15 protein-coding genes, 1 pseudogene and 2 riboswitches are annotated in these 20,577 nt (G+C 55.1%); of the genes and pseudogenes, 11 read left to right on the top strand and 5 right to left on the bottom strand.

Annotated elements, in window-relative coordinates:
- The first annotated feature begins 21 nt into the window (after positions 1-21).
- The 7 genes from FEAC_RS07575 (at position 22) to FEAC_RS07605 (ending at position 8,641) form a co-directional block, all read left to right on the top strand.
- Positions 22-1,989 (top strand): acetate--CoA ligase, encoded by a 1,968-nt coding sequence (locus tag FEAC_RS07575; protein WP_035389632.1) that lies wholly within the window; start codon positions 22-24, stop codon positions 1,987-1,989.
- A gap of 197 nt (positions 1,990-2,186) precedes the next feature.
- Complete coding sequence (locus FEAC_RS07580) at positions 2,187-3,110, top strand: NADP-dependent oxidoreductase (protein ID WP_035389634.1); 924 nt, start codon at positions 2,187-2,189, stop codon at positions 3,108-3,110.
- A 4-nt stretch (positions 3,111-3,114) separates the two neighbouring features.
- Entirely contained in the window at positions 3,115-4,044 is a 930-nt protein-coding gene (locus FEAC_RS07585) for a hypothetical protein (RefSeq protein ID WP_035389636.1), read from the top strand.
- A gap of 390 nt (positions 4,045-4,434) precedes the next feature.
- Positions 4,435-5,049, top strand: a complete 615-nt coding sequence (locus FEAC_RS07590; protein WP_035389638.1) for a class I SAM-dependent methyltransferase — start codon at positions 4,435-4,437, stop codon at positions 5,047-5,049.
- A 49-nt stretch (positions 5,050-5,098) separates the two neighbouring features.
- Entirely contained in the window at positions 5,099-5,335 is a 237-nt protein-coding gene (locus FEAC_RS15190; protein ID WP_152623139.1) for a hypothetical protein, read from the top strand.
- Between the two features lie 192 nt (positions 5,336-5,527).
- Complete coding sequence (locus FEAC_RS07595; protein ID WP_035389640.1) at positions 5,528-6,493, top strand: ERCC4 domain-containing protein; 966 nt, start codon at positions 5,528-5,530, stop codon at positions 6,491-6,493.
- Positions 6,494-6,640: 147 nt separating this feature from the next.
- A riboswitch (TPP riboswitch) is annotated at positions 6,641-6,736 on the top strand.
- Between the two features lie 87 nt (positions 6,737-6,823).
- Positions 6,824-8,641, top strand: coding sequence for an ABC transporter substrate-binding protein (locus FEAC_RS07605; RefSeq protein WP_052566012.1), 1,818 nt, complete (start codon positions 6,824-6,826; stop codon positions 8,639-8,641).
- A gap of 260 nt (positions 8,642-8,901) precedes the next feature.
- On the opposite strand, the gene FEAC_RS07610 is transcribed toward FEAC_RS07605, so the two are convergent.
- Together FEAC_RS07610 and FEAC_RS07615 are read right to left on the bottom strand one after the other, a co-directional pair.
- The gene (locus tag FEAC_RS07610) at positions 8,902-11,016 is read right to left on the bottom strand and encodes an FUSC family protein (RefSeq protein WP_035389644.1); all 2,115 of its coding nucleotides are present in this window, start codon (positions 11,014-11,016) and stop codon (positions 8,902-8,904) included.
- A gap of 216 nt (positions 11,017-11,232) precedes the next feature.
- Positions 11,233-11,895 carry a class I SAM-dependent methyltransferase gene (locus FEAC_RS07615; RefSeq protein WP_035389685.1) on the bottom strand — a complete coding sequence of 221 codons (663 nt, stop codon included), beginning with the start codon at positions 11,893-11,895 and terminating at the stop codon, positions 11,233-11,235.
- Between the two features lie 254 nt (positions 11,896-12,149).
- Here FEAC_RS07615 and FEAC_RS07620 point away from each other — a divergent pair, with 254 nt between their 5' ends.
- On the top strand, positions 12,150-12,638 hold the full coding sequence (locus tag FEAC_RS07620) for a DUF805 domain-containing protein (RefSeq protein ID WP_052566016.1): 489 nt from the start codon (positions 12,150-12,152) through the stop codon (positions 12,636-12,638).
- 267 nt (positions 12,639-12,905) lie between these two features.
- On the opposite strand, the gene metX is transcribed toward FEAC_RS07620, so the two are convergent.
- From metX to FEAC_RS07635, 3 genes are all read right to left on the bottom strand, one after another.
- Positions 12,906-14,054 (bottom strand): homoserine O-acetyltransferase MetX, encoded by a 1,149-nt coding sequence (gene metX / locus FEAC_RS07625; RefSeq protein ID WP_035389646.1) that lies wholly within the window; start codon positions 14,052-14,054, stop codon positions 12,906-12,908.
- The gene (locus tag FEAC_RS07630) at positions 14,035-15,333 is read right to left on the bottom strand and encodes a bifunctional o-acetylhomoserine/o-acetylserine sulfhydrylase (RefSeq protein WP_035389649.1); all 1,299 of its coding nucleotides are present in this window, start codon (positions 15,331-15,333) and stop codon (positions 14,035-14,037) included. Before FEAC_RS07630 ends, metX begins: the two co-directional genes overlap by 20 nt.
- 518 nt (positions 15,334-15,851) lie before the next feature.
- Positions 15,852-15,963, bottom strand: a riboswitch (SAM riboswitch).
- A 397-nt stretch (positions 15,964-16,360) separates the two neighbouring features.
- Complete coding sequence (locus FEAC_RS07635) at positions 16,361-17,188, bottom strand: Cof-type HAD-IIB family hydrolase (protein ID WP_035389651.1); 828 nt, start codon at positions 17,186-17,188, stop codon at positions 16,361-16,363.
- A 528-nt stretch (positions 17,189-17,716) separates the two neighbouring features.
- Between FEAC_RS07635 and FEAC_RS07640 the strand changes: the two are divergent.
- The 3 genes and pseudogenes from FEAC_RS07640 to FEAC_RS07650 all read left to right on the top strand — a co-directional run bounded on the left by FEAC_RS07640 (position 17,717) and on the right by FEAC_RS07650 (position 20,293).
- Positions 17,717-18,340: pseudogene (locus FEAC_RS07640) on the top strand (IS607 family transposase).
- 215 nt (positions 18,341-18,555) lie between these two features.
- The gene (locus tag FEAC_RS07645; RefSeq protein ID WP_201773867.1) at positions 18,556-19,692 is read left to right on the top strand and encodes a zinc ribbon domain-containing protein; all 1,137 of its coding nucleotides are present in this window, start codon (positions 18,556-18,558) and stop codon (positions 19,690-19,692) included.
- Positions 19,693-19,741: 49 nt separating this feature from the next.
- On the top strand, positions 19,742-20,293 hold the full coding sequence (locus tag FEAC_RS07650) for a YbhB/YbcL family Raf kinase inhibitor-like protein (protein WP_035392643.1): 552 nt from the start codon (positions 19,742-19,744) through the stop codon (positions 20,291-20,293).
- Positions 20,294-20,577 lie beyond the last annotated feature (284 nt).

Raw genomic sequence — 20,577 nt, forward strand, 5'->3', positions numbered from 1 at the left:
GGGTCGTACAAAGGGGGAGTTATGACTACTGCAAGCGAGAGCCTACCCGATCTGCCGCCTATGGTTCGTGAGAGCCATTTGGTGGCGCCGAGCCTTCCGCCATCCTCGCGCATTCCAGTTCGTAGTGAGGCTGAGTTTCGAGCCCTCTACCAGCGATCCTTGACGGACTTAGGTGGCTACTGGCAAGAGGTAGCCAACACCTTTGAGTGGATGGATGGGTGGCCAGCTAGTGTTGCACTTGGTGGTGACTTCTCAACCGGATACCGTTTCTTCGATGGTGCCACAATGAATGTCAGCGTCAACTGTATCGATCGCCATGCGCGAACCAGTCCATCCAAAATTGCTCTCTACTGGATTGGAGAGGACGGCTCCGAGCGTTCGTGGACCTACGAAGAGCTCCTGGATACCACCGCCAGGCTCGCTCAGGCTCTTGCCAATCTAGGCGTCACCAAGGGTGATCGCGTAGCAATATTTCTCCCGAATCTCCTGGAGACATTTGCCGCCGTCCACGCCTGTTTCCGTATCGGCGCGATCTACAACATCATCTTCTCAGGTTTTTCTGCAAACGCACTTGCAGAGCGCATCGTCGACACCACCGCGAAGGTAGTTATCACAGCTGACGAATCGATGCGCCGTGGCCGACCGGTGGCACTCAAAGCCACACTCGACTCCGTCCTCGACAGGCTGCCTAGCATCGAGCACGTCGTTGTCGTGCGTCGCACCGGTGCGGCCGTAGCGATGAAGGCCGGCAGGGATCACTACTTCGACGAACTCCTGGCTGCAACCCCGGACCGAGCAGATCCAGTAGCCATCGAGGCGAACGAACCCGCCTTCATTATCTATACCAGTGGGACTACAGCCAAGCCTAAAGGTCTGGTTCACACCGGTACCGGTTTCCTGGTCGGCACCTACCACGACGTCCTCTGGTCGCTAGATCTCGGGCCGGAAGATATCTATTGGTGCACAGCTGACACCGGCTGGCTAACATTCCCCATTTTTGAATTGGTCGGCGGGCTGGCGCACGGCGCTACCATGGTCGCCTATGAAGGTGCTCTCGACTACCCCACACCCGATCGAGCCTACGAGCTGATAGAGAAGCTCAAGATCACGAAGATCTTCACCGCTCCCACCTTCCTTCGAATGCTGGCTCGCAACGGTGATGCGTTGGCAAAGACTCACGATCTGTCGTCGTTGAAACTGATAGGCCTCGTTGGGGAACCTCTTGATGCCAAAACGTGGAACTGGGTACACGACAACGTCGGTGCCCCAAACATGGAGATCAATAACACCTACGGTCAGTCGGAGACCGGCAGCGCTTGGACCTCATCCGCGGTTGGCATAACTAGTTCAAAACCAGGCTCTTGCGGTCTGGCTCTTCCCGGTCATGCTTGGGAGATCGTCGACGAATCCGGGGAACCTGTCAGTGTAGGCAAGGTCGGCTATCTCCTCATCACCCAACCGTTCCCAACTATGTTTCGAACCATCTGGAACGACCCTGAACGTTATCGAGCACAGTACTTTACTCGCTTCGGCGCTGATCGTTACGACACGGCCGATGCTGCGCTCGTGGATGGCGATGGCCATATCTGGGTCGTAGGCAGAGTCGATGGAGTCATCAACGTAGCCGGCCACCGACTCTCCACGATGGAGATGGAGAGCGCACTCCTTAGCGTTCCAGGTGTGGCCGAGGCAGCCGTTGTTGGTGTAGACGACGAGACCAAGGGTCAGGTGCCGGTGGCCTTTGTCTCGCTATCTGCTTCAGCGTCCGACGTTACCGTCGACGCGCTCAAAGCCAAGATTACCGAAGAGATCGGTGCAATAGCACGTCCAAAACAGGTATATCTCCTCTCGACAATGCCCCGCACTCGATCAGGCAAGATCGTTCGTCGTCTACTTAAAGAGCTAGTAGTAGATGGCCACACGAGTGGAGACACTACAGGTCTCGAAGATCCGGAGGTCTTGGCTAAGCTCGAGGCGGAGCTCGGCTAAGCAACGGCACAACCGGTCGGTAACAGCCAAATACCACTGGAGAGCTGCGGAATACATCTCAATCTGAGCACGCTCTCTAGCGTGGATCAACGTCGGCAACATCGCAGTTTCATCCGGTGAGGCTAGCCTCTTCCCGGCGCTTCCACCAAATAGCGTAGACTCTTTGGATACGACAGATCGAAAGGAGCAATCCACGCATGAAAGCCGTCTACTATCAACGATTCGGCGCGCTCGATGTCCTAGAGTTCGGCGAACTTGACCGACCCGAGCTCGGCCCGGACACCGTCTTGGTACAGGTGGCGGCGGCATCGGTGAATCCGGTGGACTGGAAACTCATGTCCGGTGGCCTCAGCAAGAGCATGACCTCAGTCTTCCCAGTGGTCCCTGGTTGGGACCTCGCTGGTATCGTTAGAGAGATAGGTCCGTCTGTGACCGCCGTACGCGTCGGCGATGAAGTGTGGGGGTATGCGCGAATGGACTTTGTTCATCACGGCACCTTCGCCGAGTTCGCCGCAGTACCCGAACGCGTGTTGGCACGTCGCCCACCAACACTATCCTTTGGCGAAGCTGCTGCAGTGCCACTCGCGGGCCTTACCGCCTACCAGGCTCTAGTTCACCGTCTTCATCTGGACGCATCAGATCGACTGCTCGTCATAGGCGGCGCAGGAGGTGTTGGAAGTTTCGCGATCCAGATAGCAAAAGCACTCGGTGCCACGGTATACGCGACCGGATCGACAAAGAATCAAGAGTACCTCGCATCGCTCGGAGCAAACCCAATCGATCACAGTGTCGATCATCAGGAGGCGCTAGCCAAAGCCCGGCCGACCGCAGTTTTCGACCTCTATGGGGGTGAATCACTCAACGCCGGCATGCGACTACTTGGTGGATCCAGCCGAGCGGCCACGATTGCAGATCCGAGCATCGTAGCCCATGGAGGACACTACGTGTTTGTGCGTCCATCGCCAAGCGACCTGGACGCACTCTCCGAGCTAATTGAGCACGGCAAACTTCGTATTGAGATCCAGGAACGCTTCGCGCTCGCCAATACCAAGGATGCCTTCTCCACCTCCATGGATGGTCACGTTCGTGGGAAGCTCGTAATCGACGTAGCAGATCTCTAGAAAGATGGCTGTCGCACTCATAGACGATGCCATGGTCTCGGCTCACCTCGACGCAAAACTGGCTAATGCTGCCATAGAACATGCCCTCCGGGAGTACAACACAGGAACACTTCTTGCTCCAGCCCGACTCCAAAGCCCGCTGGGAGAGGGTTCGTTGGTTTTTACTAGCGGGTCATTTAGCCGAGGTTACGGCTTCCGCGCCTATGGCACTTTTCCAACCCAAAGTGACGATCAGCTGACGGTCGTCTGGGATCGCGATGGTAATTTAGAGGGCATAGTGGTCGGACCAGAGCTCGGTCGGCGGCGGACCGGCGCTCTTGGTGCTGCTGCCGCCGTACGGCTGACCTCAGCAGGCCAGAAGTTGGTCGTAGGGGTGCTTGGAGCAGGTGCGCAGGCATTTGCACAGCTATGGGCGATCTCAGCCGTGCGTTCCATCGAAGAGATTCGCTCGTATCGGCGAGACCCAGTAGCAAATGCCGACTTTGCCGAGCGCGTGCAGACCGAACTCGGACTCGCTGCCCACCCAGTGAAGAGTCCAGAGGCTGCATGCAAAGACGTCGATCTCCTCATCATCGCCACAGGAGCATCGAAACCAGTGATAGATGATGCATGGATACGCGAAACCTGCACGATCTTCACTCTCGGCCCCAAGCGACGCGACGCCTCTGAATTGCCCGAGGTACTCTACCAGCGAGCCAAGTTGATCACCTCTGACTCTATAGCACAGCTGGCTGTCGAGGGTAGCGATTCGATTGTCGACCCAGCCCGAGTTGTTCCGCTCTCAGACCTACAGCCACACTCTGGTTGGACCGCCTACGAGCCCGAAAAAGAGACCCCCATGAGCGGCATACAGCTCTACCTTTCGACAGGTCTTGCCGGTACAGAGCTCTTCGTCGTCCAAGCGCTGCTAGCGCGAATCACGAAGAACGAGTAATCACAAGAACACTGGCAACTGCTGCCACTATCAGACCGCCGATGAGTAATCGTGTTAATGTTAGAAAAGAGCCGACCAAGGCGTCCCCCAAACACCCCAGTCGACTCGGTATGAAATGTATCATAGCCCAAAGTGACGACAGACACAAATTCAGCCATAAAGCAGGGTGGGCACAGCCAAGACTCAGCATCGGAGATCGCAAACTCACCTGTTCTGGCGTGCTGGCGCTAGAGCCGCAGTTCACATCGCCGCGACGGATGAGCTACGTCTCACTCACGGCGTGATAGTCGATTACTACCGCACCGGCTGAGATCCAGTCACTGGCAGGGTTAATGTCGTAATCGAGCGAAACAAACTGTCGATGCCCCCCTCGGCGGCTAGCCTGAATGCGTGAGCAACGAAGAAAGCCAACCGGCTCCCCGGTGGGTCACCGATCACGAAAGCGGACATTCGGAGTGGTACGTTCAACGCTTCCGGAGCCTTGCCGCCCAAGGTGCAGATCTCGAAGGGGAGGCACGATTTCTCGATGCGCTCCTTCCGAGACATGCGCGCGTTCTAGACGCAGGGTGCGGACCAGGTCGCGTCGGTGCCGCTCTGCATAGTCGCGGTCATAGCGTGGTGGGTGTCGACATCGACCCGATTCTCCTCGCAGCCGCGAAGGAGGATCATCCTGGTCCCGTCTGGTTGCAGGCTGACCTCGCCACCATGGATCTGTCCGCACTTGGCGAGTCCGACCCCTTTGATGCGGCCATAGTCGCGGGGAACGTTATGACCTTCATTGCGATCGGTACCGGGTCTCAGGTCTTACGGCGAATCGCAGCGCATTTGAAGTCGGGGGCAGCAATCGCCGTAGGGTTTGGCCGCGATCGCGGCTACGACATCTCCACCTTCGATATTGACACTCAAGAAGCTAATCTCACGCTCGAACATCGGTTTGCAACCTGGGACCTACGCCCCTGGACTATAGCATCTGACTTCGCCGTCTCGGTGCTGCGAACGCCTTGATGTCCATGACGATACAACCAATACGCAGCTAGAGTGCTAGGGTAAAACCATGGCAGGAGATCGTTATAGCGGCAGGGGTTCACGTTCGGGAGCTGGACAACCCGGATCTGGGGCGGTCCCGCTGATACTCGGCATCGTCGCGGCTATTTGGATAGTCGGCGGCGTAGCTCTTGGCCTTTACGTTCACGGATCTTGGCGATACATACCTGCAATCTTTGCCTGCGGGATAGGCGTTCTTTTTCTGCGTTCAGCAGCCGGCGCCTATGTTCAAAGGCTCAAATCCTAGCTGCTCATAAGAACTTCTATCATATAGATCCCTAACTAACTACGATGGTTCATCCGACCTCGCAATTGGGTAACTCTCCAGCGGTAGTTGTGCCGGTTTGGGCATGGTCACGCTAAAACCCAGGCAGCTCTTCACTTGCCAAACTCGCAAGGTAACGATTGCACACAATCACGATGGTAGAGTTATAGCTCGATGGATAGACTGCGTTATCTTGCCATTGCACGCAATCCAGATACCTCTTCTGCATTAGGTTACCTAATGATGATCCCAGTCGATGGTGGGATAGTCGTCAAGACCTCGGATACCTGGCCGCGCACCAAGGCGCTCTACTGTCATCCAGCCTCAATGGCTGATTGGCCCGAGAACCCAGAACTAGTGGTAGAGATTGCGCTCCTCTCGTGCGCCCGCAGGGGAGCTGCGATCGACATCGTGGTCGATAGAGCTAGAGAAAATCGCTCCCAACTCGTCTTCACAGTCGCGCGTGGGCGCGACATGATCTTCTGGCAGTCACCGAGGACGCAACGCCAGGCTAGACCAAAGGGTTCGATCCCTCAGGCAAGAGCGCGTGGAGTCACCGAGGTGCCGATTACCGTCGACACTCGAGAGCACTATCCGTACCAATTTCGCAATCGATCGGTCATAACCACGCGCGGAGCCTTGTCCTGTGGCGACTATGGCATCTACCGTGAGGATGAGCTCTATGCCGCCGTAGAGCGAAAGACCCTCGATGACCTCATTGGCAGTCTGTCAAACAGCCGCCTTCGATATGCAATCGGCCAGCTCGCTACTCTTGCGCACGCCGCCGTAGTCGTGGAGGCGCGCTACTCCGCGATTCTCCAATCAACCTTCATGCGCCCGGCCCTCATTTTTGATGCTATCGCCGACTACGCGTTACGCTGGCCCGAGGTGCCCGTCGTCTTCTGCGAGAATAGAAAGCTCGCCGAAGAGTGGACCTACCGCTACTTGGCCGGTGCCTACCACCTCGCTCTCGAACCACCGACTACTCTAGAAACCGCATCGGTCCAACCAAAGCCCACACCAGCAGCGATCCGCCAATGGGCTAGCGCACACGACATCGACATACCAGCGAAGGGACGCATCCCACTAGCCATCCGTGAACGTTACCTGCGTGCTCACGGGCAGGCGGTCATCAACTAATCCAAGCCAGCCTTACATCTCGCAGTTGGTTGAGGATTTGGTAAGTGACCAGGACTATCTGATCACGTCACTAGCTCTACCCCACTTGTTAGAGCCAACAAAAGGTGATCAGATGCCGGTCTCTTGAATGACGCCAAGTAAAGTGGAACCAGTGACGCAGGGTGCTCGACGACGTCGAGCTGAGAAAGACCTGTTGAACCTGATCTAGTTAGTACTAGCGGAGGGACGTCAACCATGACCGACATGTCAATTCCATCGGCAACACCTATGCAATGCTCGAATCCTCGGAGTTTTGCTCCCAATCGGAGATTGCGGCAACGCAAAGCGCATATGTCTCGGCTTCAAAGGCCGAAGGGTTTCGGTGGGGTTATCGCCCTCTTAGTGGCTGCGCTCCTCCTCGCAAGTTGCGCTAACTCGTCGCCATCTAAGACGTCACACTCCGTCGCCTCCGGTGGAGTCGCCTCGTATGCCTTGGGTGCTGGCGATCAATTCAGCTGGATACTCCCGCTCGAAAACGAGGCTAACTACGAAAACTACAATTCGAACGTATCAAACGGCCTCTACAGACCCTTGTATTACGTCGGAGGCGCCGGAACCACCGGCATCAACTATCCACTTTCGATCGGAACTGCGCCTATCTACTCCAACGGCGACAAGACAGTTACCATAAAGCTTCGTCACAACTACACCTGGTCCGACGGTCAACCGGTAACCACCAAAGATATCAAGTTCTTCTTTCAACTCGAGGCTGCTGGTGCCAAAAATGGTGACTATGCCCCGTATCTCCCTGGTCGCATGCCCACAGATATCACCAGCGTCAGCTATCAAGGGTCGTACCAGTTCACACTCCACCTCAACCATGCATACAACCCGGTATGGTTCACTGGCAATCAACTCACCTGGATCTATCCGCTACCAGTCCAGAGCTGGGATAAGACTTGCCTTACCTGTAGAGTCGGCAATGTCGCCTCGACACCAAGTGGTGCAACCAAGGTGATCGACTTCCTCTATAAGGAGTCAGGCCAACTTAGCACCTATGCAACCAACCCTCTATGGAAGAACGTAGATGGGCCGTGGGAGCTTACCGGTTACAATCCGACCACTTATCATGCCGTGTTTCGAGCCAATCCGCACTACACGGGAGCCGGCAAACCCAAGCTCGCTGGCTATCAGATCTACTCCTTCACCTCTGCGACAGCTGAACTTGATGCTCTACGTTCAGGAGTGGTCGACTTCGGGTACTTGCCGACCTCCGACCTCCAACTGTCAAACTACTTCAAGACCCACGGCTACTCGATTAAGCCATGGAAGGTCTTCTATGACAACATTGCCGAACTCGGCTACACGGGCCCCTATCGTCAGCTCGTCGATCAGTTATACCTACGCCAAGCTCTCCAACACCTCGTTAACGAGCCGCTCTATTTGAAGACGACACTCCATGGGTTTGGCATGCTCGACTACGGATCAGCTCCGATTTATGCGGGATCGAACTACGTAAGCCCACAACTGCATCACGATCCCTATCCATACTCTGTTGCTGCAGCGCGGAAGTTGCTGACGAGCCATGGCTGGAGACTCTCCGCCTCGGGACCATCCACCTGCGTCAACCCTGGAACTGGCTCCAATCAATGCGGTGCTGGCATCAAAAAGGGCGCACCACTCACCATCTCTATGATGTATGCAACACCAAGTGCGAGTCTCGCTGCCCAGGCACAGGCGTTTGCTACCGCAGCTCACGCAGCCGGGATCACAATCAAACTCAACCCACAACTGCAGAGCACGATGTATTCGACAGCAGGCGTATGTCCTCCTGGCCCGTGCAATTGGGGCATCGCTCTCTATGGAGCCCAAGAGGACTTTGGTCAATACGTACTCGTCCCAACAGCCGGTGTAGAGTTTGCCAAGGGCAACTACTGGGGCGGCGGATACTATAACCCCACGGAACAACATCTACTGAACGCCGCCTACGATCTACCTGGTTTGTCCCGGCTCTACCAGGTCGAGAACTATCAAAGCAAACAGGTGGCAGGCCTTTGGTGGACGGTAGGCGACTACGCGATCGCGGTAGTAAACAAGCACCTCACCGGGTGGAATCCTCTCAACCCTTATGCAAACTACATGCCATCACGCTGGAGTCTTAACGGTTAACGCGAATCTACTCACAAAACAGAACGCGGTTCCTGCTCGCCACCTTGACAGTTGATGGACAGATGCCGAACCGCAGTCACTCTCCCCGAGTGCGCAACCATTACCCTAGTTGGAACCACCTAAATCGACCGATCGGCCGAATCCACGGCCGATCGGTCGGCCAGTTCGGTCCACTAATCAGGTCCGAGCGAGCCATGCGCATTATCTAACGTCAATGACTCGCAACTACAAGTCATCGCTCTGCCAGGATGATCCACATATTAAATCATCAAAACAACCGATCCGTACTGTTCAATGAGTGCACCAAGCTCTTGAAAGCTACTGACTAGCTCAAGGATCTGTCGATAGAGGACTGTCGACGCAACTAGATCACTGGGGAACGGAGGTGGTGGCCCGACCTCTTCAGGATCAGACATTGAGCCAAACGACATTAGCCGATCGGCCTGATAACAGGCAAGCTGCTCGATTGCATTACCAAGCTCGATCATGCCACTAAAGAACTGGTGCTCAGTTAAGAGCTCCGCATTGAGTGCTAGCGCGAGCAACGCGCAAAAGTTCACCTGTGAAAGAATGGCACCAGCAGTCGCGACTGCCGCTTGCTGTGTCCCTGGTTCAGTCGACATGCCCTCGAGCAGGGTGGCAGCTAGCTGTCTCGAGGAACGGGCACTCACCGAAAGCACTCGGAGCTCCTCGACATCTAAAACTCCGTCGTCATCGGCATGAGTAGTGTCAAAACAACTAAGCACGGCCTTCGCGTACGCACCTTGAGTCCTCACCATCGCAGCGAGCGATTTTGGCAAAAGACGTCGCCGCCAGGTGGGCCACAAGATAAAAACAGCGATAGCCACCGCCCCTCCGAGGGCTGTTGCTATCGCCCGCTCCTCAGAGGTAGAACCTACCGGAGATCCTATAATCGCGAACATCGCGACCACATCAGAGGTCAGAAATATGCTGTAGAGAAAATAATTGGCACGATAGGTGGCGTAGGTACACCATGTAAGCACAACGATCGATACGATCAGGACGCCGTGACTCGGCACCACCAATGCTGCCAGCTCCGTCACAGCCACCGCCCCTATGAGCGTCCCGCCAAGTCTGGCCAACCCTCGCTGTACCGTGCCACTGAAATCGCCTTGAAGCACCACGGCCGCCGTCATTGGAACCCAATAACCATTGGCCAACCCGAAGGCGTGCGCCAAATATGTACCAGCAACCAGCACTAATACGAGTCGGCCGGCGTGAAACAACAACTCGGAATCGGCGGCGAGCACCTTGCCTAGGCCGCGTAGTCGTCGCCTCAAGGTTTCGTCCAACGATCCTTGATTACCGATATTCAGCCCTGGCAGCACAACGCGCGAACCCGCTGTAGCTACCTCATTCGTCAGATGAAGCGCACGATCAAGCTGACGAGCCAGCAGACCGAGAATGGGTCTAGACGCATCCGCTTCTGGCGCAACCAGGTCCAAAGATCTCACAAAGAGCCTGCGATGTCGACGACTCCACAGTCGCACCTTAGCCTTTAGAGAGGTAGACAAACTGAGCTGATCTCCAATGGCGCCGAGTAACACCGCCGCCTGTTGCAGAAAGGAAATTGCCCATTGCGACTCGGTTTCGGCCTCATCAAACTCGCCCCGGGCCTCAAAAACCAGAGCACTCAACGAGAGTCGAATGTCCTGGGCGAGCTGAAACAACTCCTTCAAGGCCACAATGGCGGATGGGTCTCCGAGCGGATTGGGATCACCGAGCCAGTCGGCACCAGATGTGAGTTGATCGGCGGCCGGTGCCGTTCGGGGACTAGATCTCGCATAGTTCGACAAGCGTCGGTAGACCTCACCAACCGAAGCCATCTCCCCATCTAGTCGTCGGGTCGGCCAAGTGAGCACCAGGAGAATAATCTGCAGTAGCGCGCCGCCAAGCACCCAGAGGGACTGCACGACTGAGCCCTCAATACCCATACCAAGCGAGCTAAAGACTACCAACACCTCAACGGCCTGCATCGCGGCCATCGACATCCCTGGACCAAAAGCGCCGGCGATTCCTGCAAGAAATCCCCAAATAGCGAGCACAACAAGCAGTAGCAGAAGATGAGGGGCCGCAATCGCACCAACAAAGGCAGAGACCGTCACGCCAACGCTGGCCAACATCATATTGCGTAGTGTGCTCCGGTAACGACCCTCGAAGGAGACAAAGCCAACAACAAGTGCACCAACAGCGGCACTAACCCCGTCTCCGACATAGCCGGTCGCCACACCGATGATAAGCGGAGGTAACATCCCCAGAGCGCACCGCAGGCCGACGGAGACCGCCATACCAGAGCGTTCAACGCTAGCTACATCGTCAAGCAGGGCCCGCCATGGACCACTTTTACGAACCACTGCATGGCCCTGTCTCGATGCACTCTCGGCTAGTCATCGCAAGCTTTCCCTATCGCCTATCGTCGCGCGCGGACGAGTTCGAATAACCCTCTTCGCGTTAACAGCCTACCGCCCACGAATCGCTCATTATTGCGCCGACAACCGCTATCTCATCGCGCCATTCAGCCACCGGTTAGACTTACCAGAACAAGCTCGGCAGCCGGAATCGTAACCTCACTAAGTGATAGGCGACCGCGTCATAGTGACACGAAAAAGCTTGCGTGGAAGCTCACCTTCGTTAAAGGGGGTGACATCGTCTAGCTCAAACCCATCGGCGAGACGATCGACTAAGTCACGGTCGAAAAAATGCACGACAAAGCCACCGTTCTCGAACCGGTTATCACCGAAATCAGCTCCAACCCCATAGTGGGCGTCCCCGGTATGACGGGCAGTGTAGACCAACACTCCCCCAGGACGAAGGACTCTCCTTGTCTCTTGGGTCAAGCTGATAAGCTCCTCGGTCGAAAGCGCCATATTGAAAAGCATGTGCGAATAGCAAGCATCGAAGCTCTCATCTGGGAAAGGGAGCGGCTCATGAACATCGTGCTTGACGACGCCCAACTGATGCTCAAACCTTGTCGCGCGCAATCGAAGCTCACGCAGTCCTTCGTCGGAGTAATCAAGCGCAGTCACATCGAGACCGGCCTCCAGCATCGGCACGGTGTCCCGACCTTGCCCAGAGCCCAATTCAAGAACCGTCTTCAGTCCCAAGCGCGAGAACAGGTCTATCGCATATGCACCAGGTTCGCTGGCAGAAGACCCGTACATCGATGGATTCTCGTGATAAGTTCTCTCCCAGTGGAGTCGTTGATCCTCGCTTATCTTCTCTTTCACAGCCACCCCCTGCCGCTTGCAGTCTAGCCGTTGCATTCATTCACGATCTGGGCGCCCCAGCACGCGAATCCATGCGCCGAATTCAACGATCTATATCTCCTCATCAGTCGGCTCTAACCCTGAAGGGCACAGAACATGCCAGCATAGCTACCGGCGAAGGGTGGGATGGCAGTGACGATCGACGAGTCTTCCGATAGCGGCCTGCCTCCAGATTTCGACAACTACAATAGCAAACATCTCAATCTGGGGGGATGGAGCAAATGAGCTACGAGAACGACAACCTAGGGCAAACGCAGCCATCAGACGACAAGCCTGCGGCATCGTCTGGTCTGCCAAAATTTCAAGCATCGGCAGATGCGAACCGGACTGTGGAGGTGCCGTCTATAGCACTGGTAGCTGCATACCTCAGAATGTGGAGGCTCTTCACAAACTTCCGTATTCGGTCAACCAGAGGCGAGTATTGGAAGGCCTACCTGGGCAACGCCGTTGTCGGCATTATTTTCCTAATTGCACTCATCCTCTTGCATAACCTAGTTGTTATAGCAATCTACTTTCTTTATTCACTTGCGCTGATCACCCCATCGCTCGCCATCACCATCCGGCGGCTCCACGATACTGACCACAGTGGTGGATGGGTCTTCATCGGCCTCGTTCCCCTGGTGGGCGCCATAGTCCTCCTCGTATTCATGGTGCAACGCTCAACTCCCGGGAACAATCGCTACGGGCCGCCAGTTACCTCACTCCCCTAGCGGCGATCTAGCTTCCGGACCGCATTGCCAACTCGTCTATGGGTAGAGTTCTCTATCGAGACAACAAAGACTCGGCAGTCTCCAAACCGAGTTGATCCGATACCAATACGCTGACCGTTTCAGGCTCGGATATAAACATGGAGAGTTGGTGTCTACAACACTGGACTGGCAACTGCTTTCACCCACAGCGTTACTAGAGGCAAGCTATCCGGGATCTAGCCTAACAGGAGCGGACTCGCTCGCATTCAACACCGACGATTGGACCAGCTAGAGCGCCATCCGTATGATGTCGCCAATCGCCTTTACCTCAACCAAAAATCCGTCATGACCAATCTCTGAGTCAACCACGTAGAAACCCTCGCAGGTTGGCAAAGCATCCGCAATAGCCTGTTGTTGTGCAACCGGGAATAGACGATCAGAGGAGATCCCTATAACCGTTACCCTTGCCTTCACTCGACTGAGCGCGTCGCGATAACCACCTCGTCCTCGCCCAACGTCGTGGTGGTTCATAGCCTCCGAGAGCCGAATATAGGAGTTGGCATCGAAGCGCTGCACCAACTTCTTCCCATGATGAGATAGATAAGATTCAACTGCGAAAGAGTCATCCTCGGTGGCGGAGTGCAGTTCAGCCTCCGGATATGGTTCCGTTTGGCGACTACGTCCAAATCGGTCATCGAGCTCGCCTGGGCTGCGGTAGCTGAGGTGCGCGAGTTCTCTGGCCAGACGCAACCCGTGAGCTGGGACAACGCCATAGCGGTAGTAATCTCCACCACAAAAGTTCGGGTCACTCTTGATCATACGGATCTGCAACGATGAGAGTGCGATCTGCTCAGCACTGGCTGCAGCGCCAACGGCAAGCACAACCGCGCGCTCGGCAGCCTCCGGGTAGCTGACCAGCCATTCAAGGACCCGCATTCCTCCCATTGATCCGCCAACGATGGCTGCAAACCGCTCGATGCCAAGCCGTTGTGCTAGTGCGAACTCCACCGCCACCTGATCACGGACGGTGATAGCCGGAAAACGCGACCCATATACCTCTCCGTCCGGCGCTATCGAAGAAGGACCAGTCGTCCCCTGACAGCCACCGAGAACGTTAGGACAGAGCACGAAATACCTATTGGTATCGATCGCCAGTCCTGGTCCAATCAGCCCGTTCCACCAGCCTGGCGTGGGGTGTCCATCCTCCACATCCCCAACTGCGTGTGAATCCCCAGTCAGGGCATGCAGAATGAGCACGGCGTTGGATCGATCTGCGTTCAGTGTGCCCCAGGTCTCATAGGCGACGTCGATGGGCCCAATCGCAGAGCCCATCTCGGTCGTGAAGCTGTCGAAGACGCGCGCAAACTGACGGTGTCCAACAAATAGACCAGCACGCCAAGCTGCGGTGGTCACAGCCTCAACTCTCTTTTGCAGCACGGAAACCAGCCTCCAAGTCAGCCAAGATATCATCAATGGTCTCAAGCCCAATCGAGAGACGGACAAGGTCAGCGCTAACACCAGTAGCGAGACGCTCCGCCTCGGTCAACTGCGAATGGGTTGTCGATGCAGGATGGATAGCCAAACTACGGACATCACCGACGTTCGCAAGATGACTAAAGAGCTCGAGTCCCTCAATAAAGCGCTGACCAGCAGCCTCAGAACCCTTGATCCCAAAACCAATGATCGCTCCCGCTCCGCGAGGTAGGTAGCGCTGCTGACGCTCATGCCATGGGCTCGACTTTAAACCTGCATACGAAACCCAGGCAACCTCATCTCGACTCTCAAGCCACTCTGCCACCGCAAGCGCGTTTGATACATGGCGCTCCATTCTCAGGCTCAAGGTCTCTAGCCCCAAGAGAAACTGAAAGGCGTTGAATGGCGATACCGAGGCTCCTATATCACGCATGTACTGCAGACGTGCCTTGAGAATGTAGCGCGCCGGCCAAAGTGCCTCCGGAAGCTCAGAGTAGATCAGGCCATGGTAACTCTCGTCGGGTTCGGTAAAGTTAGTGAATCGACCCGAATTTTCGTAGTCGAAGGTGCCCCCGTCCACAATCACTCCGCCGAGAGACGTTCCGTGGCCGCCAATGAACTTGGTCGCAGAATGTACAACGATATCCGCGCCATAACGCAAGGGCTGCGCTAGGAACGGAGTTGCAAGGGTGTTATCTACAACCAGCGGAATCCCATGGTCATGAGCCACGCTTGAGATCCCGGCGAAGTCAATAATATCTCCCTTGGGATTGCCAATCGTCTCTGCATAGAAGGCACGAGTCTCAGGGCGAATTGCAGACTCCCACTCTCCCAGATCATCAGGATTGGCGATGAAGGTCGTTTGAATCCCGAGCTTGGCGAGCGTGTAGTGCAACAGGTTATAGCTGCCACCATATAGCGACGAGGAGGCAACGATATGCCCACCTCCTTCGGCTAGGTTCACCAACGCCAGCGTCTCGGCTGCCTGTCCACTTGCAGTGGCGAGCGCTCCTACCCCACCCTCGAGGGCGGCGATCCGGTCTTCAAAAACAGCCTGGGTTGGGTTCCCAAGACGTGTATAGATATTTCCAAGCTCCTCGAGTCCAAAGAGTGCAGCTGCGTGCTTCGTATCGCGAAAGACGTAGCTTGAGGTCTGGTAGATAGGAACGGCGCGCGCTCCCGTGGTAGGGTCGGCGACTGCACCGGCGTGAATCTGTTGTGTCTCAAATCCCCATTGGGACATGGCGGTAATCTCCTTTTAGCGAACAGATCGACCTTGCGATCCTGGTTTCTGTAACTTGACGACGAAAACGTCTAATGCATTGAAATATCGAGTGGTTCCGGCCTGGAGTCACCGCACCGGAACGCTGCAAACCGACAAGAGCTTCAACCCTGGCACTCAATCCTGACTTGCGAACCTCAGTCGGTGCAAGCCTCACAAGATCGAGGGTTATTCAGTATCGAAGCTAAGCTCGGACCATCGAGCACATATCTCCGGGTTCGCGGCGACCGCCTCGCATCTCACGACCACAGGTGCGCCTGGAGCTGGGAGTTCGGGTCTTTCTAGTCAAGGCTCCGCTTATAGAGCACGCGACAAGCTCGTATCCAGGGAGCGGCGCACGAGTCGAAATAACGTTCCTCGACCGCTGATACAAACCCACCGTTCGACCAGTGTCGCTATCAGTAACGTTGTATTTGCCGTTATAACATTGCACTACGCGCCTCCCAAAGTCAATGGGAAACCGAGCTACTAAGCAAAGGCTTCCCGCCTTGCCGATCAACGAGACCGACCAGCTCTTCCTCCGGTAGCACCGTCTTGCGGGAGCGGTTGCCATTCTGTCATGCCGGAGGGCTTAAGACAGAATTCTTGAGCTACAAACAGAATATCGACCATTCGCAAAGATCCTGTAGCGCAACGGAAAATTTATAGCAAAACCAGTCCAATCAGCGCTTCAGCTGCGAAACTAGCTGACCCACAAGTCTTACTATCGAAGTGATACATACTACATCCACTCGTCGTGGTGCGCCCTTGTAAGCCTCTATGCATGACCGTGGTCGACCCTAGAGCCGACCTCTTCTCTTCGAACATTCTCTTCGAACATGGTCAGTCGGTATCTCTTGCCCTCCAATGCCTGGTCTCGACGGACGAGTGAAACTACACAGGATCAGGCACGCACTCAACGAGGCGCCGATACAAGAGCGGGTGTGGGACGGAAAAGGTCGATCGGCAATTATGTTCTTGGCCTCATACTCCGCTCCCACGATCGCTGCTAGGCCTTGGATGCATCTCGCGCCAAGACGAATCGATCCATGGCGTTGGCGAATCCTTCCTCTGAGTTTGAAGTCGTGACCTGATCGGCAGCATGTTGGACCTCTGGTTCAGCGTTACCCATCGCGATCGCCAATCCGGACTTGGTGAACATCTCCACATCATTTGGCATGTCACCAATGGTGGCAATTTGATCGGTATTGAGCTCGTAACATTTAGCCAGATAACTCACCACAGCTCCCTTGTTGGCGAGTGGGTGGGTGATATCGAGATAATAGGGTTGCGAAGCCTCAGCTGTTACCTTATCGCCGAAGGCCTCACGGATCTCGTTGGTCATCTTCGTGATGAGGTTGTGATCGTCGCTGACACCGACTACCTTGACAATCGAACCTGACGGTCTATGTTTGTGGTTCATAACTTCAGGCTCAAACTTCACAGTAGCTGACTCTCTATCCACATGAATGCCATCACGATCTGGAACGTACCATTCCGACCCGGCGTAGAACCAGGTATCGAGCTTCGCTCTGCCAAGGCTATCTACAATCTCTCCCAATACTTGATCGTCAAGGACATGTTGAACCAACGTTTCGAAGGTCGGCGAGACAATCTGACCGCCGTTGAAGGCCGCGAAAGGCAGGGTGATATCTAAAGGCTCGATAAACATCTCCATCCCACGAGGCGGTCGCCCACTGGTAAGCGAGAAGAGGATCTGTGCTTCATGGAGTCGCCTAACCGCCTTCTTGGCTCTGGCGGTGAGTACTTTGTCGTTGGTTACAAGCGTTCCGTCAACATCTGCGAGCACCAAACGAATCGAACTAGTCTCTGTCATATTCACTCCAATCCGCCAATCTGTCGATGGATCATCAGCCCCACGATGCCAACGCGCCAGCCCAAACGCGACGCTAGAGCCGAAACAGCGGGGTGCATATCGCCGGTGCTTCGCAAGTTCGTCACACCACACTCACGCCGGCCTATTTCGGCTCAAACGGTAACTGCCTCGCGAACAGCCGAACTCTTCCTGCATAAACCGAGTAGCTGGTGTAGCGTAGCCGATGGATCTCGATTGCATTAGCACCTCCACGCCACCCTAGCCGACCTAAACCATCGAGCAATCAGGTCGACCACCTCACGCCCAGGCAGCAGCAAGGCTTTCCAAATCAGCTCGGAGGCTATAGCTTGACCCGGGGCGAGTTCCTAGCAATCGCGGTCAAATAGGCTAAGCCATTGGACTTATTCATCAGGTACCCCGACTGGCTCGCAACCTCGTAATGGTAACGTTTTCCAACGACGGAGGAATGGAGTGGAGGAGCAAACAACAGTTGACGCTTTTCTATCCAATGTGCGATACTTGGTCGTGATGGCTAATACATACAGCATTGGCGAGTTCGCAAAACGGATTGGGCGTAGCCCGAGTACGGTACGGCGCTTGGAACAAGAAGGCAAAATCACACCTAAAAGGCTTCCGAGCGGGCATCGTTACTTCGATGAGTCTGATCTGCGATCCATGCTGGGAGGTGCCCCAGTTAGCCGAGTCGCTGTCGTCTATTGCAGAGTGAGTGGTGCTGGTCAAAAAGACGACCTAGCATCACAGGTCAAGGCGATGGAGACCTACTGCCTAAACGCTGGTGTAGCAGTAGACGAGTGAATTGAAGAGATCGGTGGAGGCATGAACTTCGAACGCAAGAAGTTCCTGGCGCTTATAGATCGCATACAACACGGAGAGGTTGAACGCCTAATAATTGCTCACAAAGATAGGCTCGCTAGGTTCGGACTCGATCTCATCTCCCACATTGCCGAAGAGGGCGGATGTGGGATCGTGGTAGTTAATCAACCATCGTGTTCACCAGAACCAGAGATGGTTGAGGACATGCTCGCCATCGGTCATACGTTTGGTCATCGGCTTGACGGTATGAGAAGATACGAGCAGGAGTTGAAAGCCGAGTATCCAGGGCAAAAAGCGCAGGTACTCAGTGACAACTAGCACTCGCATCATCTACGCCGACACACCAAAAGAGCTACTACCGATCTGCAAGGCCGTTGGCTACATACGGGCGGACATCTGGCGCAGGTATGGCGGTCTAAAGACGGTTAGCAAAAGCTCAAACGATATCCGCAACGAAATCAGCACTCTTTCCCTCTACTCTAACCTGCCAATAGATGGCACCATTCGCAACGAGAGCACCAAAGACATTGTGAATGATGTCTTCCTTTATCGAGCTGCTGGCCAGCAGAGCTATCTACACTAGAGCGAAAGACGACGAGGCAGAACTGACACGCCTCTACACGCTCTTACAACAAGGCGAGTGGACTCAAGAGAATTTCCTGCACCGCCAGATGCGTAAGCACTTCAAGCACGGACATTCCAAGGTAAACAACCAGTTCATAGTACGTCCAGACAAATATCACACCGAGATTGTTGACGGTCAACTAGTCGTGGTCATCAAGATTGCAGCCAAATACGGACAACCCATCCGTCTAGTCACAACCACCAATGGCAAGAGCGTCGATCCGTCTGGCAAGAACATCAGGATCATAGTCAAGGACAACGTTACAGAGATCCATTACGCATTCAAGAAGCCACTAGGCCGTCCACGCGGAACCGAGGTTATCGCCGTTGACAAAGGATACACCGAAGCATTCGTGGACTCAGATGGAGAAGTACACGGTGTTGGGCTTGGCGAGATAATGACCGAGTACAGTGACAAGGCTAGTAAAACCGGTCAGGCTCGCAACAGACTCTATGCGCTAGAGCAAAAGCACAGAGAAGCCGGACGCACAGCTAAGGCCGATCGTATCAAGACCAACAACCTTGGTACAAAGAAGATCAACGCTCGCAAGGATAAGGTACAGAAACGAATCAGAAACAACGCTTTCAGAGCAGCCCACTCGGTCGTAGACAAGGCCAGTCTCGTTATCTCCGAAGACCTGAGCCGTCCTATCGCCAAGAGACGGCCTTGGAAGAAGTACAACAGAAGAATGTCAGCATTGGCCAGGGGCACACTTGCCGAAGCCCTCGAATCTACAACCCAACAGCGTAAAGCGAGGCATGTACTCGTGAATGCGGCCTATACATCGCAGATGGACTCCAACACACATTTACTGGAAGGTAAGCGTGAGGCGGATAAGTTTTACTGTGCAAACGGGGATGTTCTCCAGGCTGACTTCAACGCTGCTTTGAACCTGCTACATAGATACTCCGACCAAGAGATTACTCTCTATACCCCTCACAAGGAAGTTCGGCGTGTCTTGCTAGCGCGTTCATCCGGCGCAACTGAGCGTCAAGGGGCACGAGTTGCAAGAGACCAAAACCTCTTATCAACCGTGTGCGGATAAGCCTAACGGCTTTGAGCAATTATGCTCAGGTTTTTGGGAGCAGGTAAAAATGGCTTCGATCGGGAAACTACTCCGAGATTTTCGTAGCGGAGACCAGCACAGTGTGTGGAACAGACAGGCGCTGCTCGCACCAGAGACCATACAGCTTTCGAGTGGCGATTTTAACGATGGCGGGCGGATTCCCGCAACCCATTCCGGCAAAGGTGTTGGCAACAACCTATCGCCACAGCTGTCATGGACCGGGACACCCGAAGTAACGGCACAGCTCCTACTCATCATCGAAGATACCGACGTTCCCCTCCCAAGACCAATTATCCACACCATGGCGTTGCTAGATCCGGCACACTCCGAATTGCCTACTGGTGGGTTAGATCCAAAGACTGCAGGACTCGTCTTTCTGCCCGCCTCCTTCTGGAGGCGCGGCTATGAGGGTCCTCGACCGTTACCAGGCCACGGACCCCATCACTATGGCTTTTATCTCTTTGCGCTTCCCACGGCGATCTCTAACGCCAGCAAGATCAAGAACGTCAGCCAGCTGATCGAAGTGATATCCGGTCAAATCCTGGCTCGCGGTCGCCTGATCGGGGTCCAAGAACGCTAACAGACCATCCTTGGATATAACCGAACCACCCGGATTTTACGTGGGCCCAGGGCGGTTCATCAAGGCAGTCAGGAAACACCCCCAGAAACCGTGGAGTCCTACCCTTGTCTGGAACCTCACGTGCATCAGGGTACACCAGGGTGGTACCATACGACGAACACAAGCGAGCCTTCATCCACGTCACTGGAACCTTGCACCCCTTGAGCTAGCGACCGGCAGTCGTAGTCCTTTACTGGGGAATCACCGAGGGCTGTACCGATTGCTCTGGGGCCCATCATGGCAGC

It is taken from the genome of Ferrimicrobium acidiphilum DSM 19497, assembly GCF_000949255.1.
Classification (GTDB): domain Bacteria; phylum Actinomycetota; class Acidimicrobiia; order Acidimicrobiales; family Acidimicrobiaceae; genus Ferrimicrobium; species Ferrimicrobium acidiphilum.

Coding starts and splice junctions, on each gene's coding strand:
- FEAC_RS07575 (WP_035389632.1), top strand. CDS start 22: ATGACTACTGCAAGCGAGAGCCTACCCGATCTGCCGCCTATGGTTCGT.
- FEAC_RS07580 (WP_035389634.1), top strand. CDS start 2,187: ATGAAAGCCGTCTACTATCAACGATTCGGCGCGCTCGATGTCCTAGAG.
- FEAC_RS07585 (WP_035389636.1), top strand. CDS start 3,115: ATGGCTGTCGCACTCATAGACGATGCCATGGTCTCGGCTCACCTCGAC.
- FEAC_RS15190 (WP_152623139.1), top strand. CDS start 5,099: ATGGCAGGAGATCGTTATAGCGGCAGGGGTTCACGTTCGGGAGCTGGA.
- FEAC_RS07595 (WP_035389640.1), top strand. CDS start 5,528: ATGGATAGACTGCGTTATCTTGCCATTGCACGCAATCCAGATACCTCT.
- FEAC_RS07605 (WP_052566012.1), top strand. CDS start 6,824: ATGTCTCGGCTTCAAAGGCCGAAGGGTTTCGGTGGGGTTATCGCCCTC.
- FEAC_RS07620 (WP_052566016.1), top strand. CDS start 12,150: ATGAGCTACGAGAACGACAACCTAGGGCAAACGCAGCCATCAGACGAC.
- FEAC_RS07630 (WP_035389649.1), bottom strand. CDS start 15,333: ATGTCCCAATGGGGATTTGAGACACAACAGATTCACGCCGGTGCAGTC.
- FEAC_RS07635 (WP_035389651.1), bottom strand. CDS start 17,188: ATGACAGAGACTAGTTCGATTCGTTTGGTGCTCGCAGATGTTGACGGA.
- FEAC_RS07645 (WP_201773867.1), top strand. CDS start 18,556: ATGATGTCTTCCTTTATCGAGCTGCTGGCCAGCAGAGCTATCTACACT.
- FEAC_RS07650 (WP_035392643.1), top strand. CDS start 19,742: ATGGCTTCGATCGGGAAACTACTCCGAGATTTTCGTAGCGGAGACCAG.